The 21,764-nt window shown below is 63.4% G+C and carries 19 protein-coding genes; all 19 read right to left on the bottom strand.

What is annotated here, in order from left to right; translation table 11 throughout:
* Window positions 1-8: 8 nt before the first annotated feature.
* Entirely contained in the window at window positions 9-206 is a 198-nt protein-coding gene (locus ACWHTU_RS11295; protein ID WP_447859462.1) for a hypothetical protein, read from the bottom strand.
* Window positions 176-1,120 carry a class I SAM-dependent methyltransferase gene (locus ACWHTU_RS11300; RefSeq protein WP_447859463.1) on the bottom strand — a complete coding sequence of 315 codons (945 nt, stop codon included), beginning with the start codon at window positions 1,118-1,120 and terminating at the stop codon, window positions 176-178. The genes ACWHTU_RS11295 and ACWHTU_RS11300 overlap by 31 nt, the downstream gene beginning before the upstream one ends.
* Entirely contained in the window at window positions 1,095-2,198 is a 1,104-nt protein-coding gene (locus ACWHTU_RS11305) for a glycosyltransferase family 4 protein (protein WP_447859464.1), read from the bottom strand. The genes ACWHTU_RS11300 and ACWHTU_RS11305 overlap by 26 nt, the downstream gene beginning before the upstream one ends.
* A gap of 4 nt (window positions 2,199-2,202) precedes the next feature.
* Window positions 2,203-3,033, bottom strand: coding sequence for a class I SAM-dependent methyltransferase (locus tag ACWHTU_RS11310; protein ID WP_447859465.1), 831 nt, complete (start codon window positions 3,031-3,033; stop codon window positions 2,203-2,205).
* Window positions 3,034-3,042: 9 nt separating this feature from the next.
* On the bottom strand, window positions 3,043-4,146 hold the full coding sequence (locus tag ACWHTU_RS11315; protein WP_447859466.1) for a glycosyltransferase: 1,104 nt from the start codon (window positions 4,144-4,146) through the stop codon (window positions 3,043-3,045).
* Complete coding sequence (locus ACWHTU_RS11320; RefSeq protein WP_447859467.1) at window positions 4,143-5,111, bottom strand: glycosyltransferase family 2 protein; 969 nt, start codon at window positions 5,109-5,111, stop codon at window positions 4,143-4,145. Before ACWHTU_RS11320 ends, ACWHTU_RS11315 begins: the two co-directional genes overlap by 4 nt.
* Complete coding sequence (locus ACWHTU_RS11325) at window positions 5,108-6,142, bottom strand: glycosyltransferase family 2 protein (protein ID WP_447859468.1); 1,035 nt, start codon at window positions 6,140-6,142, stop codon at window positions 5,108-5,110. Before ACWHTU_RS11325 ends, ACWHTU_RS11320 begins: the two co-directional genes overlap by 4 nt.
* Window positions 6,136-7,248, bottom strand: a complete 1,113-nt coding sequence (locus ACWHTU_RS11330; protein WP_447859469.1) for a glycosyltransferase family 4 protein — start codon at window positions 7,246-7,248, stop codon at window positions 6,136-6,138. The genes ACWHTU_RS11325 and ACWHTU_RS11330 overlap by 7 nt, the downstream gene beginning before the upstream one ends.
* Window positions 7,249-7,310: 62 nt before the next feature.
* Window positions 7,311-8,462: a glycosyltransferase family 4 protein gene (locus ACWHTU_RS11335; protein WP_447859470.1), complete on the bottom strand. Its 1,152-nt coding sequence runs from the start codon at window positions 8,460-8,462 to the stop codon at window positions 7,311-7,313.
* Window positions 8,446-9,204: a class I SAM-dependent methyltransferase gene (locus ACWHTU_RS11340; RefSeq protein ID WP_447859471.1), complete on the bottom strand. Its 759-nt coding sequence runs from the start codon at window positions 9,202-9,204 to the stop codon at window positions 8,446-8,448. Before ACWHTU_RS11340 ends, ACWHTU_RS11335 begins: the two co-directional genes overlap by 17 nt.
* 36 nt (window positions 9,205-9,240) lie before the next feature.
* On the bottom strand, window positions 9,241-10,677 hold the full coding sequence (locus ACWHTU_RS11345; RefSeq protein WP_447859472.1) for an oligosaccharide flippase family protein: 1,437 nt from the start codon (window positions 10,675-10,677) through the stop codon (window positions 9,241-9,243).
* Entirely contained in the window at window positions 10,678-12,126 is a 1,449-nt protein-coding gene (locus tag ACWHTU_RS11350) for an O-antigen ligase family protein (protein ID WP_447859473.1), read from the bottom strand.
* Between the two features lie 71 nt (window positions 12,127-12,197).
* On the bottom strand, window positions 12,198-14,336 hold the full coding sequence (locus ACWHTU_RS11355) for a GumC family protein (RefSeq protein WP_447859474.1): 2,139 nt from the start codon (window positions 14,334-14,336) through the stop codon (window positions 12,198-12,200).
* 43 nt (window positions 14,337-14,379) lie between these two features.
* Window positions 14,380-15,183, bottom strand: a complete 804-nt coding sequence (locus ACWHTU_RS11360) for a polysaccharide biosynthesis/export family protein (protein ID WP_447859475.1) — start codon at window positions 15,181-15,183, stop codon at window positions 14,380-14,382.
* A gap of 10 nt (window positions 15,184-15,193) precedes the next feature.
* A complete protein-coding gene (locus ACWHTU_RS11365) occupies window positions 15,194-16,198 on the bottom strand; it encodes an HD-GYP domain-containing protein (RefSeq protein ID WP_447859476.1) in 1,005 nt (334 codons plus the stop codon).
* A gap of 88 nt (window positions 16,199-16,286) precedes the next feature.
* Window positions 16,287-16,463 (bottom strand): hypothetical protein, encoded by a 177-nt coding sequence (locus ACWHTU_RS11370; protein ID WP_447859477.1) that lies wholly within the window; start codon window positions 16,461-16,463, stop codon window positions 16,287-16,289.
* Between the two features lie 338 nt (window positions 16,464-16,801).
* Complete coding sequence (locus ACWHTU_RS11375; protein ID WP_447859478.1) at window positions 16,802-19,342, bottom strand: DNA internalization-related competence protein ComEC/Rec2; 2,541 nt, start codon at window positions 19,340-19,342, stop codon at window positions 16,802-16,804.
* A 33-nt stretch (window positions 19,343-19,375) separates the two neighbouring features.
* A complete protein-coding gene (gene glmM, locus ACWHTU_RS11380; RefSeq protein ID WP_447863350.1) occupies window positions 19,376-20,725 on the bottom strand; it encodes a phosphoglucosamine mutase in 1,350 nt (449 codons plus the stop codon).
* Between the two features lie 13 nt (window positions 20,726-20,738).
* Complete coding sequence (gene folP, locus ACWHTU_RS11385) at window positions 20,739-21,683, bottom strand: dihydropteroate synthase (RefSeq protein WP_447859479.1); 945 nt, start codon at window positions 21,681-21,683, stop codon at window positions 20,739-20,741.
* Window positions 21,684-21,764 lie beyond the last annotated feature (81 nt).

Here is a 21,764-nt window from a genome sequence, read left to right on the forward strand (position 1 = left end):
TGTGAGCGCTATTCCCCGTCCCGGCCCTTCTTCATCTCGAGTTGTTTGCCCCGCTCAAGGTCTTTGGGCTCGTAACCCTTGGGCGCATGGAGATAGAACGAGCGCAGCCACATACTGATCGCCAGCACCAACAGCGCCGTGAGCAAGGCCAGCAACGCGACGGCCTCACCGAACCTCAGGCGCGCCCGCCACCGTCTCCACGACATACCGGACTCCTCGCCGCTGGGTCCTTCACGGCCGTCACCTCGATGGACGGGCCCCAGGCCGCCCGGTCCAATCCGAACGCGGCGGACAACGTGTACACCAGCCTATCGAGCCGCTTCAGCAAACGCCTGACCGCACTCCTCACGGCGCTTTCATCCTGGTAGGCGTCTCCCTGGCTGGGCGGCGCGGTCCGAATCGCCACGGTCGTGAACCCCAACCGAGGCAAATGATGTACGAAAGCTTGTCTTCCGAATCCATACAGATGGACGACGGTGAGATCCGACCATCCCACGGGTGAGAGCAGCCGGTTGAACCACACATGTAGCGGCCCGTTCGGCACGCGAACATAGAGTAGCCCCCCCGGACGCAGTACGCGCCGGGCTTCCTCGAGCGCCGCAAAGGGCCGGGGCAGATGGTCCAGCACATTCAAAAACACGACCGCGTCCGCCGATTCATCCGGCAGTCCGCAGGGCGGCCACGCTGATTCATAGACCTCCAGCCCATGGGCCCGCGCCCGGGCGACGGCCTCCAGCGAAAGTTCGAACCCGATCCCGCGCCATCCTCGGTCCCGCGCCTGTTTCAACAACGCGCCCATCCCGCATCCCACATCCACTAGTATGCCGGGATGCGACCGAACTCGCTGGATCATGTCCAGCACATGGCGGTACAAATTCTCCCTGGCCAGCCCCCGCTGCTCCGCTTCATACCGACCCCAATACCTGTCGCGATACCAACGGATGAGTTCCGCCGGCTCCGGCACGACCATCGGCGCCAACAACCCGCATCGTTCGCAGCGCAACAGTTCCCGTCTCCCGGCTACTCGAACCACCGAAGCGGTCGCCGCCTCGCACGCGCAGGATCGCCGTCCGCTGAAAGCCGGTGTCTCCACTTCACTTGCCCGCCTGGGCGAGGTCATGGAGGAGCACCAGCACCCGCCCGGCCGTACGCTCCCGCGAGAATTCGCCGGCCCGCTCGAGTCCACGCCGTCTCAAGTCATCGCTCAATCCGGCATCCGTCAGGATCGCGGTCATGGCGCTCACCATCGAGGAAACATCTTCCGGATCAAACAGGAGACCCGCAGCCCCGACCACTTCCGGAATCGCCGCCCGATTGGCCGCTGCGACCGGCGCGCCGCAGGCCATCGCTTCCAACGCCGGCAACCCGAACCCCTCTTCCAGCGATGGCAAGACGAACAACGAGCAGGCGCTGTACACCAGCGGCAGATCGCGATCGTCGATCAAACCTGGGAAGTGCACGCGGTCGGCGAGTCCGAGCGACCGAGCCAGCGCCTCCAGCTCGGACCGGCGCGATCCGTCGCCTCCTGCCAACACCAGGCGATAGCGCCCGCGCAACGCCGACGGCAAGGCGGCATAAGCCTGCAAGAGTCGCGGGAGATTTTTGTGCGGCTTGAAATTGCCGATGTAGAGCAGGTACGGCACCGTAATCCCGTATCTGCCCAGCGTCGCCCCATCCGGAATCGTCGGCTTGAACTCCGCCCCCAACGCGACCGGGATCACATGGACTTTGTTTGGTTCAACCTGCAAACGGCTCACGATCGCCCGTTTCGAATACCCTGAGTCGGTGATGATGGCGGCGGCCCGACTCGCGTAGAGCGTCGCCAGACCGGTCATGACACGGTCGTAGCACGGCCGGTGCGAACCCGGATACCCGATGAAAAACAGATCATGAATCGTCAGCGCGACCGGACAAGGGGCCCGGAGCGGCCCTTTATAGTAAGGCGACAGAAACACGGACACCCGATCCCGGGCAAGCCCGCGGGGTAACGTGACCTGATCCCACCATTGGGTGTGCGACCGTTGCAGGCGTCGCAACAAGACGCCCGGTGCCGCGCCGTTCCATTCGATGGTCTGGTCGCCGTACACGAGACACTCCCATCCCTGGTGTGTCGCCTCGCGCAGGATTTCGAGCAGATACCGCCCAATCCCGGTCCGCATCCCGCCCACCAGTTCACGCCCGTCCACGCCGAGTCGCAAGGCGTCATCCTCCCGCCGTACCCGCGGGCGAGGCCGGCTTCCGGGCAACCAGTTCGAGCCCAATCCCCCAGTTCAGTCCGGTCAGCCGATACCACCCATAGGCCCCGGCATTGACCAGCCGTTTTCCCCACTCGGCCGCAGCGCCGCGATCGAACCCGACCCGAACGTCTCGGAATCCCACGGCTGACACCAGCCCCGTGAGCGTCGCGGCGGAGAAGTGGAACAGATGCAGTTCTCGCTCATCTGGTTCATACAGAGACGGCAACTTCAAGTGGGCTATCAGATAGGCGGCGCGAAACACATAGTCATGAAGGTTCGGCGTAGCGAGCACCAGCCAGCCGTTCGGTCGCAGGACACGGTACAGTTCCGCCAGGACGCGTCGCGGATCGGAGACATGTTCCATGACATGCCAGCCGGTCACGACATCGAAAGACGACTCCGGCCATCCCGCCTCCCACACTTCGCCTCTGCGAACCTCCAAACCGGTGTCGGTCTCAGCCGCGTAGGGCGACAACTCGATGCCCGTCACCGTCCAACCCCGCGCTTTGGCGGCCTGGAGGAACATCCCGTCACCGCAGCCGAGGTCCAGCAATCGACCAGGCACGGGGCAGAGGCTCATGACCAACTTCAGGCGGCGATCCCAGATCCGCCGCCTCGCGTTCGCCTGGTGTTCCCACGCCCGGTAGTACTCCCGCTGATACCTTTGTTCGATGACGTCGCGTGGAGGCGTCGGAGTGACGAACACTAGATCACACGCACAGCGCACGACGCGCGTCGCCCCGACCTGTTCGATGATCCGCCAGTCGGTTCCTCCGCAGAGCGCACAGGTTTCCACGACCGTCACCTATCCGCGCAATAGTTCTAGATAGAGCTGTTCAACCGCCGCCACATGCTTCGGCAGGCTGAATTCCCGCTCGACCCGCTCCCGCCCGGCCATTCCCAGCGTCACCGCGTAAGCCGGATCGTTGAGGAGGATCAGGATCGCCTGAGCCAGATGCGCCGGTCGGCCGGGCGGCACCAGTAGCCCCGTCTCCCCGTGTCGAACGATTTCAGGCACCCCTCCTCCATCGGTCGCGACGACCGGCTTGGCCATCGCCATGGCTTCGATGAGCACACGGCCGAAGTGCTCCCCCCTGGACGGCAACACAAACACATCGCAGAGCGCCAGCACCTCGCGCACATCGTCGAGCCAGCCGGTGAAATGAACGCGTAGGCCCAAACCCAGCTTGCGGCTTTGCGCTTCCAACCCGCTCCGAAGTTCTCCTTCGCCCGCCAATACCCACCGGGTATCCGGCCTGACGCGCTGCACCAACGCCGCCGCCTCCAGCAGATCACCGTACCCTTTATACGCCACAAAGCGCCCGACGCTCGCCGCCACTGGCTCGCCCTCCGCCATCCCCAGTCGTTTGCGTAAGTCCCTCGGCGCCGGCCTGGGTGCAAAATGCACCATGTTGACGCCGTTATGGATGCATCGAACCTTTTTCATGTCCGCCCAGGCAAAGCGTTCGCCGACGGCGGCCGAATTCACGATCACCCGGTCCGCCAGCCGGAAGAGGACCCGGTCCAACCGTCCGTCCGACTCCGCGACCCGGACGTGCCAGATCACCGGTCGCCTCACCCACATGGAAGCCAACCCCGCATAGACCATCGCCCGCGAACCATTGGCGTGCACGAGAGCGACCTTCATGTCCCGCATCAGGCGAGCAAACGCCAAAACGCCTTGAAGCAGCCTGGAACCGAGTCCGCGGAGGGTCGGCATCGGCACAACGTGGATCGGGATGTCCATCGCGCGGCACCGCCGAGCCACCATGCCTTCGGCCGGCACCACGACGATGGGCGCCCATCGAACGCGGTCGAGGGCTCCCAGGAGCATGAGCAAGCTGACTTCTCCCCCGCCGACGATCTCGGCGTGATTGGACACCAGCAAGACTGGATGTGCCGTCGTCATGACCTGCGCGGCTCCAGCACATATTTCCATCGGCCGGTTTCCGTACCAAGATCCATCGTCATCTTCACGAGTGGCACCATCCACCAGGCCAGCCGATGCGCCGGGTACGCCCGCGCAAAGCGAAAACGCCACAGCATGGCCGCGTAGTAGAGCAACGCCAGGAACGGGACCAGACGCACCAACGGTGGACACACAAAGACCGGAGCCAATAGCGTTGCGACGCGGATCGTCCATGAACTGCGGAGCAGGTACCACCCATACGACACTCGATCCACATGCTGTTTCCAGGTCGCCAGTTCGCTGTATCCCCGTCGCACGAACCAGGTAAAGATGGCTCCGAACTGGTCTCTGGTCCGATGATAGACGACGGCGCGCGGTGCATAAACGCAGAGGCCCTTCTTCGCCACTTGTTCAGCCAAGAGCGCATCTTCTCCGCCCGCCCGGGCTGCTTCCGAAAACCCGCCGACTTCCAAGATGGCAAGACGCCGGTAGGCGCAGTTGCACGTAGACAGAAAGGTCGTCGGCATGACTCGTCCTTTTGCCCGATGGAGATAGCGCAAGCCGCCGCCGGGGAAGCCCAAAATATTCTCGGCATACCCCAGCAGACCGCACTGTCTGACCAGCACCGCGCCCGCCACCCCCAGGACCGCCGGATTCTCCAGGAACGGGGCGACCAGTTCATCGGCCCATCCCTGTTCCGCTTCGCAATCATCGTCGATGAACAGCAGCAGCTCACCGGCGGCCTCCTTCACCGCCACGTTCCGGGCATAACCGAACCCGTACTCCCGCCGAGGAAGGGAGACATACCGGACCCCGGGAATCGCTTGGGGCTCATCCGTCTCTTCGACGACGACGATCTCGGCCGTCTCGCCTGTCTTGCCGGACCGCCGAACCGACGCGACGGCCCGCATCAGATCCTCGTGTCGATCCTTCGAACAGATGATGACAGACACCTTCTCGTTCACAAGCACACGGCTCCATACCGCAACGCCCCCCGCCACCGGCCGACCGTCAGGGCGGCCGATTTCGCGAGCAACAAGCCCGCAAGGCAGACGGCCACGGTCACAGGAGGCGGGACGCCGGCACGCGCGGCTCGTTTGCCCGCCTCCCTGATAAGCCACAGAGCATAGAGCGGCAGCAGCCATCCCAGCGGCGGATAGAGCCACCACAGCGCCAGAAGCCCAAGCATTTTTTTGTCGGCGGAGGCACCATCTACCCACCCATTCACGGGGACCGACGACCAGACCTCGGCACACCGCGGCAATTCCAACCAGAGCCCCCTCGGTCCGTGGCGCCTGAACAAATAGGCGTGGCTGCATCCGAACCCGTACGCTTGGCGGAGAAGCCCGGCCAGCGTCGTGCGATGATGGTGTCGCACGACCGCTTCGGGCCGATAGGCAATGGCCGCCCCCTGTCGGTACAGACGCGCACAGAGATCGTAGTCCTCGCCGTAGATCGCCACGCTCTCGTCGAATCCGCCGAGCTGTTCGAGCAAAGAGCGCCGCACGGCCAGGTTCGCGGTGGGAAATCCGCCAGCCCATGGGGTCCAGGCCGTATGGATAGACGGTTGTTCCGGTGATTGCAGCGTGTACAACGCACTGAAGAGCTCCACGACCGACCCACCGGCGACGCCCACGATCCGTCCGGCGACTCCTCCGACGGCCGGGTCCTGGAACGGAACAACGAGCCGTTTCACCCAGTCCGTGTCCGGTTCACAATCGGCGTCGGTGAAGGCGATGATCTCTCCGGCCGACGCTTTGATTCCCGTATTCCTTGCCGCCGAGGCGCCGCGTGCGGGCTGGACCAGACATCGAACGGTCCATCCCGTCTGCTCGGATTCGAACGCTTTCACGAATCCCTGGCTGCCATCCGATGATCCGTTGTCGACAAAAATGATCTCATCCGGCTTCGGATCGAGCCGGCCGAGCGCGGCCAGACAGCGCGGCAATGTCCGCGCCGCATTCAAAACGGGGATGACGAGGGAAACGCTCAGCATGCCGTCGCCTTCGACTCCAACAATCGGCGATACAACGGGTCGAGCGGCGCAAGGCAGCGCGGCCAGTCGTACCGCGCCTCGACGAGCCGCCGCGCAGCTATACCCAGGCGCCGCCGTTCGGACGAATCGTCCAGCAGCCCGCACACCGCCGCGATCATGGCGTCGGCGTCGTCGGCCACGATGATGTCGCGCCCCGGTACAGCCTCGATGCCTTGGAGGCCGATGGTTGTCGTGACGATAGGAAGCCCGGCGGCCATCGCTTCCAGCAACTTGGTTCTTGTTCCTGCTCCGGTGAAATGCGGCGCCGCATAGACGGTAGCCGCGTGCAGATGCAGCACCATGTCGGGCACGTCGCCGATCACGATCACGCGCTCGCCCGCCAGCTCGCGCACTCGCGCGCCCGGGTTGCGGCCGACAAGACGCAACTGCGTATCAGGCCGATGCCGCTTGACCGCCGGGAAGACTTGCGCGGCAAGATACCGTGCCGCATCGATATTCGGCTCGAATCCTAGATCGCCGGTGAACAGCACGATCGGCGAACCGCGCCGGTCGCTCCAATCGGGGCGAACCGCGGCGCAATCCACCCCGTTCGGGATGACCAGCACCCTGCGTCCCGGCCGTGACCGCTCGCAGCGGACCCGGTCTTCTTCAGACACCACCAGCACGCAAGCAGTCTTAGGCCAGCAGAACATATCGAACAGCCCGTAGCGGCAGAGTTGGATGAAGGTTCTAGCCCTGCGCAACACACCGGTTCCATGCCGGAGTGCCCGCAGCGGGCCGGCCAAACCGTAGGCCCACACGTCCAACACGATCGGCACGCGGGTGTCGATCGGCAGATACGGAATCATGGCTGGCTTTTCGAGCTGCGCGGCGCCGTATTGTTTCGACGCCAGCCGGCGATGAACAGCCTCTTGCAAGGCCAGATCTGTTCCATAGGGCCCGAGCTGTCCCGCGCGCCGGAGCCACGATGTCGGCGCAGGAGGGACGAACTCCATGTCTGCGCACACGCCCTTCAGCAGCCGTTCTGTCTCCTCGACGCCGTCGATCGCCGGTGCGACCAAATCCACCTCGAACCGCTCTGCCAAGAAACGCACCATGTGTAGCATCCGCAACGCTCCTCCACCGCGCCGGTCGGAAGGAGGCGCCGGGGCGAGGAACAAGAGCCGTCTCATGGGCGTGGGGCCACCTCCATGAGAACATCCAGCGTCCGACGGGCCGCGGCCGGCCAACTGAACTGTGCCGCCTGTTTGAGTCCGCGATCCCGCATGACTCGCCGGAGATTGGCATCCGTCAGCACGGTCGACAACGCACGCGCGATGGCCTCCTCATCAGTGGGCGGCACTTGGAGCGCGGCATCGCCAACGACCTCTGGGAGCGACCCGGTGTTCGACGCGACCACTGGCACGCCGCAGGCCATCGCTTCCAGCGGTGGCAGACCGAAGCCTTCATAGAGCGAGAGAAACACAAAGGCCTCGGCGCCGTGGTACAGATGCGGCACATCGGCGGCGGGGATGAAGTCCAGGACCACGCAATCTCCGGTACGAATCAGATCCTGGCTGGCCTTGACCACCTCCGGCCCCCATTGAGCCCGACCGCAGAGCACCAGTTGATGCGGAATCCGCTTGGCGGTTTTCAGGCGTCGAAAGACGCGCACCAGGGTTTCGACGTTCTTGTGCGGCCCCAACGATCCTACGTAGAGCAGATAAGGCTTCGCGAGACCGTAGCGTTGCCGGACGAGGACCACTTGGTCCCGATCCGCTGCGGGACCGAATCGGGCATCGACGCCCGGGTAGACCACGTGCATTTTGGCCGGGTCTGCGCCCAGCACTTGGACAAAGTCGCGTTTCGTGCATTCCGATATGGCGATAATCGCATCGGCTCGCTCGATGCCACGCCGCAGACGCGCGGCCAACAGCGGCTGATCGTCGCCGTAGAATTGCGGGAACCGCAGCGGAATCACGTCATAGGCGATCATGACCACCGCTGTTCGTCGTACGACCGGCGTCACGTAGATGGTGGAGAGAAAGACATCGGGCCGGCCGAGCCAGATCTCCGTGCACGGAACGTGAAACGCCCCGCGCGTCCAGCACCATTCCATGACCAGGTCGGGCACTCGCGTGATCCGGGGTTTGAACCCGGCCATCGCGGGGTCCGCAAAGAGCTGCTTGGCTTTCTGCGCGGTGCGTGATCGAAAGCACCGCATAAACAACTCATAGTCATGGCTGGCATCCGCGGCCCGCATGTGCTGCAGCAACTCCCGCAGATACGTGGCGATGCTGGCTTCTCCGAGCAACGGGAGACCGTCAACCAGGATGCGCACCCGACGCCCCCTCCGGCACGGTCGCGACCACCATCGCCACGGCCCTCGACGGTCCCCGCCAATCGACCGATGCCGCCTCCGCTTCGGTACAGGGCGTCCAAAGGCCGGAGAGACTTCTGGCGTATTCGACGCGCTGCACGGTCAACGGCGCGAGCAGCGCGCGCAATCCCGCCGGATCGTAGACCCGCTGGAAATCGTCACGCATGGCGAGCCCGAACGGCACGGTGATCAACGCCTTGCCGCCCCGACGCAGGACCCGCGCAATCTCACGTACGGCTTCCAGATCGCCCTCCTCGGACCACGGATCCCCGTAATGCCCGATCCCGATGTGTTCGATCACCGAGACGGCCAGAACCGCGGCGACGCTCCCTGACGCCAGCGGAGTCCGAAGCGCATCGGCGCGCAAGGCGACCAAGTTCGGATGCTTGAAAGGATAGGCGTTGATATCCAATCCGATGACCTGAAAGCCGCGCGAAGCCAACGCCACCGGCTCTCCACTGCTGCAGCAGCCGATGTCCAGAATCGGACCGGTGATCCCGTTCAGATTCTGAAAGATGAAGGGGTACTCGATCACGCGTTCGGTCGTGATCAGTCCCGGTTCGAACACGCGCGAGAGCAGTTTCCGAGCCGCGCCGGCCAAGCGCTCCTTCAGTCTCGGGAAGCGATCGAGGAAACCGACGACGCCCCGCCATCGCACTCGATATTGCGGACGATAGGTGCCCGGAGGGTCGATGTCCACCATGGATCGGAATCTTTCTGTACTCGCGCCCGCTCGCAGTTACCCGCGAGCCTCGCCGGCGACAGCCTGCCGAACCCACCCCGCAACCGCGGTGGCGTCTTCGATCGTGATACTTCTGAACCAGAGAAGCAGGCCGGTATAGACCGCAAGTGCCCCGCCCGTCGCCGGGATCTCGCCATAGGGTTGAAGCCACCACAGCGTGATCGCGCCAACAGCAGCGGCGCTAAGGCCGACCATCCACTGCCTGACCTCGGGGACAAGCCCGTTCCCTGCCCGACTCGCCAGCACCAGCACAGACCCGAGAAGAGCCAGTTCGGATATCACGGTCACCCCGGCTGCTCCCACTCCGCCCCACCGAGGGATCGCCCACAAGTTCCCAACCACGTTGAGGACCAGTGCGCCGACCAGCGCAGCGAGCCATTCACGTTCCCGACGCCCGGCCTGGAGCGCCACGCTGAACGGCGCGTAAAGCCAATTTGCGGCGGCAGACCACGCCAGCACCATGGCCATCGGGACTGCCGCCCGAAACTCTGGACCGTAAAGCACCCGCAACAGCGGCCCGGCGCAACCGGTGAGGAGCAGCGCCATCGCCGGCGCGGCGGCCAGCAATCCTCTGACGGTGCGGGAAAAGGCGGCGGGGGCCTGCTGAAAGGGTCTGGCCATCAACGGAAACAACGCCCCCGCTACTGTTCCGCCGAAATAGACCGCCAGGGTGACCGGCTTATAGGCCGCGCTGTACAGGCCTACGATGGCAGCACCGACCATCTGGCCCAGGAGCATGAGATCCACCTTGGTATAAAGACCTTGCACGGCCGTAGCGGCGCCGAACGGCATCGCCTGTTGCATGACCGCACGCCACGACGGTCTTCCACCGCCGCGTGGGATAAGCGGACCAGCCACGCGTCTGGCGATGAGTACCGCCGCCAGAGCGGCCACGACTTGCACCGCCAGGACGGTTGGTACATCGCGGTGAAGGGCCACGGCGCCCACGAGGCAAGCCGTCGCCACGCCGACGGCCAGCACCTCGCTTTTCGCCACGAGATCAAACCGCGCCCGACCGCTCAACACCGCCAGATACGGCCAGCTCAGGCTTCCCACGGCGAGCTGTGCCGCCGCCAAAATCACATAGGTCAAGGGCACTGGCTGCTCGGGAAGCCACGCCGCACAGAACGGAGCAGCCGCCACCACGAAGACGGCCAGCCCGATTTGGATGAGCAGCCCAGCCCGGACCACCCCGCCGCCCGTCTCGTCGCCACGGGCGACCGCGCGGGTAATGACGGCTGTCACCCCGAGATTCGGAACCAATGCGAGCAGCGCCGCGAAGCCCGTGGCATAGGCATATTCGCCGAACCCATCGACGCCGAGCGCCCTCGCCAACACGACTGAATTGACCAGCAACAGGACGTGGCCGATCGCTCGACCGGAGAGCAACTGGACCGTGACGCGGCCCAGCGAGATGCCATTCGTGTTCGCCATTTACAAAACCCGTTCCGAGATACGCGGTTCTTCTCGACCCGTGCCCCATCGCGATCCCGCCGTTGCCTCGTCCGCACCCCGATCGGCCTGCGCCAACATGATGCTCCTGACCACCAGTCCTGCATACAGCCAGAACGGCTCCATGATGCGGACGATGATGAACGTATTGGAGCCGATGGCATGAATGAGCAGCCCCAGGAAGCCGAACAAGAACCCGAGCGCGATCCCGCGCAGGTACGGATCCTGAAGTCGTTCATAGGCGGCCTTCCCGGTTCGACAGACGGCCCACATCAACGCCAGGAAGGCACACAGGCCTAACAGACCGGTTTCGGTCAGCACCCGGGGATACATCGCATCCATGAACGGACCACCGGTCACACCGTGCCCCCACAGCGGCGATTGCTTCCATATCTCAAACGACCGTTGCCAGGAGCGCAAGCGGTCCGACGTCGACGTGTCCACCTTGAGCCGCCCGATATGGATCTGTCCCTCTTCTTCCGGCTGGGTGAAGGTGTACAGGATGCGCTCTGTGACGGCGCGCGGCGCGAGGAACGGCGCGGAAGCCACGCTCAGCAATAAGACCACCACCAACAAGGGGCTACGACGCCGCAGGAACACCATAAACCCGAGCGCAACAACGGCGGCCGCGAGAAACGAAGCGCGCGACAGCGTCGCCTGCAACGCGATCCCGCAGATTCCCAACAAGCCAACCAACGGCCAGCGCCGCACTACGGCGCCGTGCGTCGCCAACAAGCCGGAGACGACGGCCATCATGAAAACCAGATAGCCGCCCAGGGTGTTGGGCTCTCCTTCTTCCCCCTCGAACGGCGCGGAGACGCGCGCGCCGGACGGAATCTGCGAAATGGCGTACAGCGACACGACGAAACAGGTCAGCAGGCTGGCAGTGACCAAGTGCTTGATCTGTGTCTCGGTGTGGACGAGATTCACCGTCATGAAATAGAGAAAGAAATATTCGTAGTACTTCAGAAGAAAGAAAAACCCTCCGGCCGGCCGGACGCGTCCCGTGAGAACCCCCATGAGCGTGGCAAAGACGCAGGCCGTGACGTAGAGCATGATCGTGCGGTTGAGAGGCGTCCGGACGAAGGCCGCCGCATCCTTCGACACCGCGACGCGCGCGAGCCAAGCCAGGCCGACCAGGACGAGCAGCAGGTCGTCGAACCGCAGGGTGATGCCCCTCCCCATCGTCGCCCCAGTGCCCAGACTGCCGACGAGAAACTCTGGGCCGAGCAACATGGAAAACACGAGGACGTACAGGCCAGCGAGAGGAGAGAGGAACGCGATGAGCAGCGGAATGACGCCGGCGATCAACGTCAGGCTGGTCGTCGGCCTGGTGCCGGCAAGCAACAACGCCAGGGACGCCGCGAGCACCACGGGCAGGAGCCAAATCAGCCATTCGGTTGCGGGTTTCTCCTTTGAAAAGGCAATCAATCGTCGACCGTCATTTGCCAATTGGAAGCCGTACGGTTCACGACTCGTGCGGCATCCGTCGCTTACCCGCCTCAGCGATACTCGTACCGGTACAGTCCGGCGTCGGCTGAAATTTCCGCCCTGACGTTGGTCAGCACCACGCCGAGCACGTTGGCCTGCGCGTGGTCGAGCAGGAACTTGGCCCGCTTCAACGCATGGCGTCCGATCCGTCCCACCTGATACACAAGGATGGTTCCGTCGACGCGCGAACTTATCGCCACGGCATCGGTGACGGGAAGGATCGGCGGCGTATCGAACAGCACGACGTCGTATTCCTCCTGCATCTCCGTGACCAGCGCCTTGATCTTGTTCAGGTTCATGAACTCGCTGGGGTTGCCGGACGGAGAGCCGCTGGTCAGCAGGAAAAGGTTGTCGAGGCCGGGGCTCGTCATCACCCGATCGACACCCAGGGTCCCGAGCATCAAATCCGTCGCCGATCGCACCGATTTCCGCCAGGTAATACTGCCCAACAAGGCATCCACGAGGCCCGGCTCGCGTGGGAGCCCCAGTCGCTGATGGACGATGGGCCGGCGGAGGTCGGCGTCCACCAACAAGACGCGTTGGCCTTCCTGGGCCAGGGTAATCGCCAGGTTGATCACGCAGGTGCTTTTCCCTTCCCCGAGTCCCGCGCTGGTGAACAGGATGGACTTCACCCGCCGGTCCATGCTCGCAAACTGGATATTGGTCCGCAGCGACCGCAGACTCTCCGACAGGACCGACTTGGGATCGATGAGACAGATCAATTTCGAGAAATTCTCGATCGTCCCGCGCGGCGTGTTCGGCGGAAGGGACGCCTTCGCCGCTTCTTCCAGCTCCCGGTCGTCGAACTGCGGGATCACGCCCAGCACGGGCACCTTGAGAAAGTCCTCGACGCCCTCGATCGTGCCGATCGACGTATCGAACGATTCCCGCGCAAACGCGAGCACGATGCCCAGGAAAACGCCCATCAGGGAGCCGACCATGAGGTTCAACCCGGTATTGGGCGCGTTGACCGGGCCGGCGGGAGCGACGGCCGGCGCGATGATCGTTACCTCCTCGATCTGCTCGGCGCTTTTGATCAGGAGTTCCTGGTGTTTGATCTTGAGCGTGGCGTGCAGATCAGAATTCACCTTTACTTCGCGTTCGAGCCGGTTGAGCTCGATGGCCGCTTTGGGGAATGCCAGGTACCGCTCGCGATAGCGATCGATCTGCGCTTTCAGCGCCGCTTCCCGGTCGTTCAGCGTCTTCAGTTTGGAAGCCAACTCGCGCGTCATCTCCGCCTTGACGTTCGCAATCCTGCGTTGCAGCTCCTGCACCTTCGGATGCTGCACGGTGTAGTTGATCAGCAGCGTGGAGCGCTCCTGCAGCAGGTCCATCAACTTGTTGTTAAGAATCCCCAGGAGCGCGTTTGGCTCCTCCGTGAAGATCCGCCCGATCTGGCCGTCGGCGTCTCCGTCTCCCCTGCTCAACGCCTGAATCTGTTTGGCGGTTTCGTCTTTGCGGCGCAGGACGGCGTTGTATTCCTCTTCCAACTTGGTGAAGGTCTCCAAAGCGGCCTTGGCTTCCTCGGCCAGAAACACCTGCCCTTCCCGTTCCTTAAACGCTCGCAATGCCTCTTCCGCCTCGCTGAGTTTCCGTTCCAGCGTGGCCAATTGTTCTTCGACGAACCGTCGCGATTCCATCACCATCCGGTTCCGGGCTGTGATGTTTTCGATGCGATAAGCGTTGGCCACCGCGTTGGCCATTCGTTCAGCCATCTCCGGCCGGTCAGCTGTGGCCGTGATCCGGATGATGTTGGTGTCGGGTTCCCGCGTGGTCTTGATCCGCTGGCCCAGTTCATAGATGCGATGCAGATACTCGGCGGACCGGCGCGCGTCCGGTGACAGCTCCGCCGGCACCAAGCCCAATTCCTGGGCCACGCGTTCCATCACCGGGAAGCTCCGGATGAACTCGGTTTGCGTGCTGAGATCGTTGGCGGAGGAAAACGACAGAGATTCCAGCAATTGTTGCGCGACGGTGCTGCTCCGGTCGAACTTCACCCGGGCGGTGGCTTCGTAGACCGGCTCGGGTTGGAGCATCTGGGAGAAGAGGAAGGTAAAGACGACCACCAACGCAGCGGAAAACAGAATGAGGTATCGCCGCTTCTTGAGAATCAGCCAGTAGTCGATGATGTCGAGTTCGTACTGGGCCATGCATCCCGTCGCTGGCGCACCGAACGCGCCGACGCTTTCCGCGCTACCTAACGACCGCGCCAGGGAAGAACGCGGGAATGATGAAGGCCGGATAGAACGGCGTAATGGCGGTCTGCACGATTGGCATGATCTTCTTGGCCGCTTCCGCCGCATCGCCGAGATGCTCGCGCGGCACAAACACGATATCGTTCTCCTCCAGCGGCAGATTCCGGCTGAAATCCCCGTAGGTGTAGAGCCGGGCCAGGTCGGCAGTAAGAATCTTCGGCCGTTGCAGGTCGCCGCCGCGGATGATCCGGATCTCTTCCAGCAGCGCCGTCTCGTTGTAGTTCTCGGCCATCGCCAGCGCCTGGATGACCGTCATGTTGCGCGACATCGGAATCATCCCCGGCTTTTTGACGTCGCCGAACACGAACACCCGTTTTACGCGCAGGGCTTTCTTCTTCAACTGCACCTGAACCCGCGGCTGGCGCATGTAGGGCGTCACGCTCTCCTGAATACGGGCCTCGGCCTGAGCCACTGTCATGCCGGCCACCGCGACTTCCACGAAGGACAGGCTGACCGTGCCCGACTCGCGGACCGCCGCGCTGAATTTTTCCTCTCCCGCTCCGCGCCGGATCGTCACATCCAACGTATCTCCCGGCTCGATCAGCGCGTCAGAACTGGCGACGGTTTCGTCGGCATAGACGTCGCCTTTGGGCAGCGGCGGCAATGGTTCGGCCGGCCTGGTGATGGCTGTCGGTGGCAGCGTGGATTGCGCGGGGTTTCGGCATCCCGCCAAACCGACCGCGCAGGCTGTCGCCAGCATAACGGGCATGGCCGCGTGAACAATCCTGCGTCCGGCCTTCATGGATTCGCACTCACTGCGTTTCCGGAGGATCCAACACTTCCGCGATATGGACGAGCGTGGTCTTGCCGAGGTCCAGGATTCGGCCTGACGTCGCCCCGTCGCTTTCGCCGGTCTGCTCGATCCGGAGCACGGGGCGCAGCGGGTGCCGCGGAGTGACTTGAATCACGGTGCCGACTTCCCCAGTGTTCAGCCGCACGGTGGTGCCGAGCGGATAGACGGACAGTTGCCCGACGAGCGCCTTGAGCAGGTGGTGCGGAAACGTCTGCTTCTCGTTCACCAGCAAGCGCCTGACCGCGTAGTGCGGCGCTATCCGGCGGCGATAGGGCCTGGGGCTGATCATCGCGTCGAGCACATCCGCCAGGCCGATCAATTGGGCGTGGTCGTGAATCTGGACGCCCTGCAACCGATCGGGATAGCCTTGGCCGCCCCAGCGCTCGTGTTCCTGCCGGATGAGGCCCGCCAGCCAGCCGTAACTCGGGCCCAGCCTGCTCAGCAGTTCATGACCCAACTGCGGGTGTGTTTGGATTCGAGCTCGTTCGTCAGCCGTCAATGCCGCGGGTTTCATCACCAACATCTCCGGCAACGCGAACATGCCCACGTCGTGAAGGAGCCCGGCCAAGGCCAGGCGCTCTAACGCGACGGCGTCATATTCCAATCCGATGCCGATTTTCACAGCGAGAATAGCGACATGAACAGGATTGGTGGCGAGGAGCCGCCCGTCCGAACACGAAAAGACCTTCAACAGCAACGTGTCGTCCCGCTGCACCGCGGCCGCGATGCCGGACGCCGCCTGCGCAAGAGGATCGATCCGTACCGCCGCCTCCTGCCGGACGGTTTGTTCCAATCGCAACACTTCCCCTTTCGCCAACTCATACCAGTCCGAATCCGAAAGGGTCGCAACTCCCTCTGCCGCAGCCGCTTCTCGATGAGAGGGCGTATAGAACGTCCCGCTCATACCGCTCGGCACCGGCACCGCATTATGTTGTTCCCGAATGATGTCCGATAGACGCGGCACCTCGCTTTCCCCCCTTCGTCGTTCGACACGTCCGCTGCCGCTGTGTGATCCCGTTGCAGGCGAACCGATCCGCTCCTGCGCATGGCCGTCACCGCCTGATCGGAAGCCGTTTGAGCTCGGTCGGTCTCAGCTCGGACTTCTGCAGTTCCCGCTCCAACATCGCCCGAATGAAGCCGCTGGTCGTATAGCCCTGCCGTTTCAGCTCATCCAACTGGCGCTTCAGTTCCACCGGAAGTTGAATGACAATCCGCACCGATTTAGGCATCACATGACTCCACTGTGTCACAAACGATACCAGGTCGGCGCAACAGGCATGCACATGCTATGCCTTGATAGCATTTGTGCCATGCGCTTAAAAACTAAGAAGTTTCAGGTAGATCAATGGCCGACGCGTATTCAAGGATGGACAAAAATCCGTCAAGATTTCGATGGATGCACAATTTTGGGCGGGTCGACGCGTAAGAGAGGACCGGGCGCGTGCGGAAAAAAAACCGTCACCGGGGCCTTTGATCTTCCCGCCGTGTGAACAGCATGACCGGGTGAGGAGGAGACCCGATTCTCTTGCCTCGGGCCGCTCGTCTTGCGCCTGTTGTTCAGCCGTTGTTAGTGGATTCCCCAGCGGAATCTTAATCGGGAGAGGTTTCGCCGCTCAGCGGCCGTCATGGCGGCTCCAATACGGACCGGCGCCAAGAGCCACTCTTTCATGGTGTGGATCGTGACTCTGGACGACGACACGTGGGCTGTTATCCACACTGCTCCGTCGACATCGGTTCTCAAAATGCGGCTTCCGACGGCGGCGAGCGCCTCCAACACTGTGGCGGCGGGATGTCCGTACGGATTGTGCCGCCCGACCGAAATCACGGCGGCGGCCGGATGAACGCGCTCCAGCCAGAGGTGACTCAGCGAGCTTTTCGCGCCGTGATGGGGCACCTTGAGAATCGTCGCCGGCCGCGCGCTGCCGGTCTCGACCAGGCGCAGCAGTCCTTGCGCCTCAAGATCGGCGGCAAACAGAAATGAAAGCGACCCGCATTCCAGCCGGGTGACGACCGAGTGGTTGTTGAGCGCCGTCCCGGATAAGCGAGCGGGCGGCGACAAGGCGGACGCAGCACCGGCCGGCGGATGGAGCACGAAGAGCCGGCACGCCTCTGAATCGATGACGGCATCGCCTTCCTGCGCCACACGCTCGGCAAGCCCCCTCGCCGCCAGTGCACCTTCCAGCCTCCGATAAAACACCTCGCTTCTCGCAGCACCGTTTCCCCAATACTGGCTGACCGGGAAATGGCGAAGGATCCAGGCGAGCCCCCCGACATGGTCCACCTGCGGATGGGTCCCGATCACATGATCGATCGATCGTATTCCGCGATTCCACAGAAACGGGCCGACAACGTGGCGTCCCATGTCGAAACGCTCGGAAGTCGCGCCGCCGTCAATCAGCACAGTTCGCCCGTCGGGCAGTTCAACGACCGTGGCATCACCCTGTCCTACGTCGAGAAACGTCACCCGGACCGTTTCGCCATCCGGTCGTTCGCGCGGCGACCACCCCCACCATCCCAGCAATAACGCGATGGTGACCGCGGCGGCGATCCGAGAAGCCACGGAGCTCTGCCGCCGCATGGCCCACCAGAGGAACGCGTAAAACGCGCCTAAGGCCGGAACCGCCGGCGCGGCGACGTGCCACTCCGCTCCCGGGAGGGACGCAAACCAATCGGCGATTCGCGCAGCCAGATCGAAGAGCATCTGATTCAGCGTAGCAGCCGGCAACCGATCTCCGCCCACTGACAACAGCCATACGGCCGATCCAAGGCCCAGCGGCACCAACGCCAATCCGGTCAACGGGACGACGATCAGGTTGGCGATCAACCCGATCCACGCGACTTGGTTGAAATAATAGGCCACTAGCGGGAGGGTCGCGAGCGTGACCACACCGGTTATCCGCACGGACTCCCTGCCCCATTCCACCCAGTTCACGGGTTGGAACTCCAGGCGCGCCATATCGGCCTGGCTGCTTTGCGTCGTCGGCAACGCGAGCGCAATGGCCAAGACCGAGAGGTAGGACAGTTGAAACGAGATGTCAAACAGGGCACGGGGATCATGGAACAGGATCAACAGAGCGGCGAACGCGAGGGCCGAGCGCATGTGCTTGTCCCGCCCCAACCACACGGCGGCGAGAAACATCAGGATCATGACCAGCGAGCGGACGGTTGCCACTTCGGCCCCGGCCAACGCTGTGTAGAACGTGACCGGCACGACGGTGACGGCGGCGGCCAACCGCGTCGGGGTGACGCGCAGGGAGAGCACCAGCAACCATGAGGTGGGGAGGATCATACAGAGCCGCTTCACCGCCCAGAAACACAGAACCGCAATGAGTCCGAGGTGCGAACCAGAGATGGAGAGAATGTGCACGACGCCGGACGCCATGAAGGCGTCCCGCACCTCCGGCGGGAGATACCCCTGTTCGCCGACGATCATGCCCAAGTAGAGGCCCAGAGCCGTTCCCTGCAGCGTCGCAACCGCGGCGCGGCGGATCTCGTCCCGCCAACGATCGACACGCTGCCAGAGTCCCCACCGAAGCGATTCCTGACCCGATTCGACCGATCTGATTGCTCCCGGCCCCGTCACTGAGGCGATGGCTTGAATGTCCTGCCGTTCGAGATAGGCGGCGTAGTCGAATCCGCCAGGATTCAAGAGTCCCGTGGGGGAATGAAGCCGCACCGAGAATTCGATCCGGTCTCCCCGCACAAAGGCGCGATCCGGTTCTCGCCAGGTCAGCCGAATTCGCCCAGCATCCCGCGTGAGACCTCCGCCAGGATCGCGGATCGTGCCTTCGACGATCACGACTGCACGATCCGGCCCATAGCGCACCGGCTCGACCACGGTTCCAAGCACCCTGGCGGGCGCCAAATTAGCCCGATCGGGAAGCGGAGGACGATGGACGGCCCAGGTATAGAAGGTCCAGTAGAGTACGCCGACCAACAGAGCGGCATAGAGGACGAGCCCTCGTGGAGATTCGCGCGCGCCCTCTCCCACCCAGGTCAAGCCGACGGCGGCCACCACCAGCACGCCGAGAATGGAAAGAGGAACATAGGGTAAGTAGGACCCGAGAACCAAGCCGGTGAGGAAGGCGACGGTCAGGGTCGGGAGCATGAATGGCCCCTGGCTTATGGGCGCGATCGGGGCCTATCCAAGATGCGCCTGAACGACCGCTGCAAGCTGATCGGCCACTTCCCGGATCAGAGAGTCGTGTTCCCCTTCGACCATGATCCGGAGCACCGACTCCGTCCCCGAGTAGCGGACCAGCACACGACCGGCGCCGTTTAGTTTGGCTTCGCCGGCCTCGATCGCACGCTGGATCGCCGGGATTCCTGCGAGGTCCGGTTTTTCCTTCACCTGCACGTTGAGCAGCACCTGGGGGACCGCCGTCATGACCTTGGCCAGTTCCGACAGCGGTTGGCCGGTGCGTTTCATCAGAGACAGCACCTGCAACGCAGAAATGAGCCCGTCGCCGGTGGTGTTGTGATCGAGGAAAATGAAATGTCCAGACTGTTCGCCGCCGAAATTGTAGCCGTCGGCCAACATGCGTTCCAAAATGTATCGGTCGCCGACCGGCGCGCGCACCAGCGTGATGCCCACCTTCGCCATCGTAAGCTCCAGCCCGAAGTTGCTCATGACCGTGCCCACGACCGTGCGTTTAGCCAACTGTCCGCGCGCGTCGAGATCGAGCGCCAACGCCGCCATCACGTGGTCGCCGTCGACGACCTGTCCCCGCTCGCACACGAAGATGGCGCGATCGGCGTCGCCGTCGAGCGCGATTCCGATATCGGCTCGATGCCGGCAGACGGCCTCTTGCAGCAGTTGAGGATAGACCGCACCGCAGCCAGCGTTGATGTTCGTCCCGTCGGGCTTGTTGGCGATAACCTCCACCGTCGCGCCCAACTCGCGCAGCACCGTCGGCGCGACCTTGTACGCGGCGCCGTTGGCGCAATCCACGACGATCTTGATACCCTGGAAATCCAGATCCCGTGGCAACGAACGTTTCACGAACTCGATGTAGCGCCCTTCGGCGTCGTCGATCCGGAACGCTTTCCCAACCGCTTCCGCGGTCGGCCGCAGATGGCTGATCTCGTTCGAAACGATCAGTTCTTCCATTCTGGCTTCCAGCTCATCCGGCAGCTTGAAGCCGTCGCTGGAAAAGAACTTGATGCCGTTGTCCTGATAGGGATTGTGGGACGCTGAGATCACCACCCCCGCGTCCGCCCGAAGACTCCGGGTCAGAAAGGCAATAGCCGGGGTGGGCATCGGTCCCACCAAGAGCACGTCCACGCCCATCGAGCAGATGCCGGACGTGAGGGCTGACTCCAGCATGTAGCCCGACAAGCGGGTGTCTTTGCCGATGACGATCTGGTGTCGGCCGGCGCGCCGCATGAACAGATGAGCGGCTGCGCGCCCGAGTTGCATCGCCGTTTCGCAGGTCATGGGTTCCAGATTGGCAACCCCGCGAACTCCGTCGGTCCCGAACAGCTTGCGCATACCCTCCGTTCCCCTAGTTGTCAGCATCCCCACCGTTCCTCTCTCGAACAACGGGAGAGGTCTCGTGGTGGGGATCAGCCGCTGATCGCCAGTCGATAATCGCTTTCACCATTCTGACCACGTCCTTCATCTCCGCCACGTCATGCACCCGCACCAGATCCGCACCGTGGGCAACGGCGACGGCGACGGCGGCCGCCGTCCCGAACAATCGTTCGTCAACAGGCCGGTCAAGCACTTGGCCGATGAAGGATTTCCGCGACACCCCGACCATGAGGGGACGACGAAACGCCGACAACTCGCGGAGGCGAGCCAAAAGGGTCAGGTTATGGCCCAAAAGCTTACCAAATCCGATTCCCGGGTCAAGAATGATCTGCTTCGTCGAGATGCCTGCCTTGACGGCGACCTCGATCCGTTCGGCGAAAAATGCCTTTACGTCCTGCACGACATCGGCATACACCGGATTGTGCTGCATCGTCCGGGGGGTGCCTTGCATGTGCATGAGCACGAGACCCGCCCCGCTTTCGGCGACGACCGCAGCCATGTCCCGATCGAATCGCAGCCCGCTGATGTCGTTGACGATCGTCGCGCCGGCTTCCAACGCCTGGCGGGCCACGGAGGCTTTGGTCGTATCGACCGAGACGGGAATCGAAACGGCGTCGCACACGGCTTGGACGACAGGGATCAAGCGCCGCAGTTCTTCCACCTCGGTGATCGGCAACGAGCCCGGCCGTGAGGATTCCGCCCCGATATCCAGAAGATCGGCACCGCTCTCCGCCATGGCAACCGCGTGGGCCACGGCCGCCTCGCGATCGAGATACTTGCCGCCGTCGAAGAACGAGTCGGGCGTGACGTTTAAGATCCCGACGACCAATGGACCAGCGCCGAACTGGATCACCCGGCCTCTGGCTCGAATCTCCAGCTCGTCACGTGAGAACGACTCGGCAGGTGCGGAGACCATCGCTCTGTTTCTCGGCGGAAGGGACTTGTAGAGCGCGAATACGCCATGAGCCGGGCGGCTTCATCGCGCCGAAGGCCCGGT

It is taken from the genome of Nitrospira calida (genome assembly GCF_976986435.1).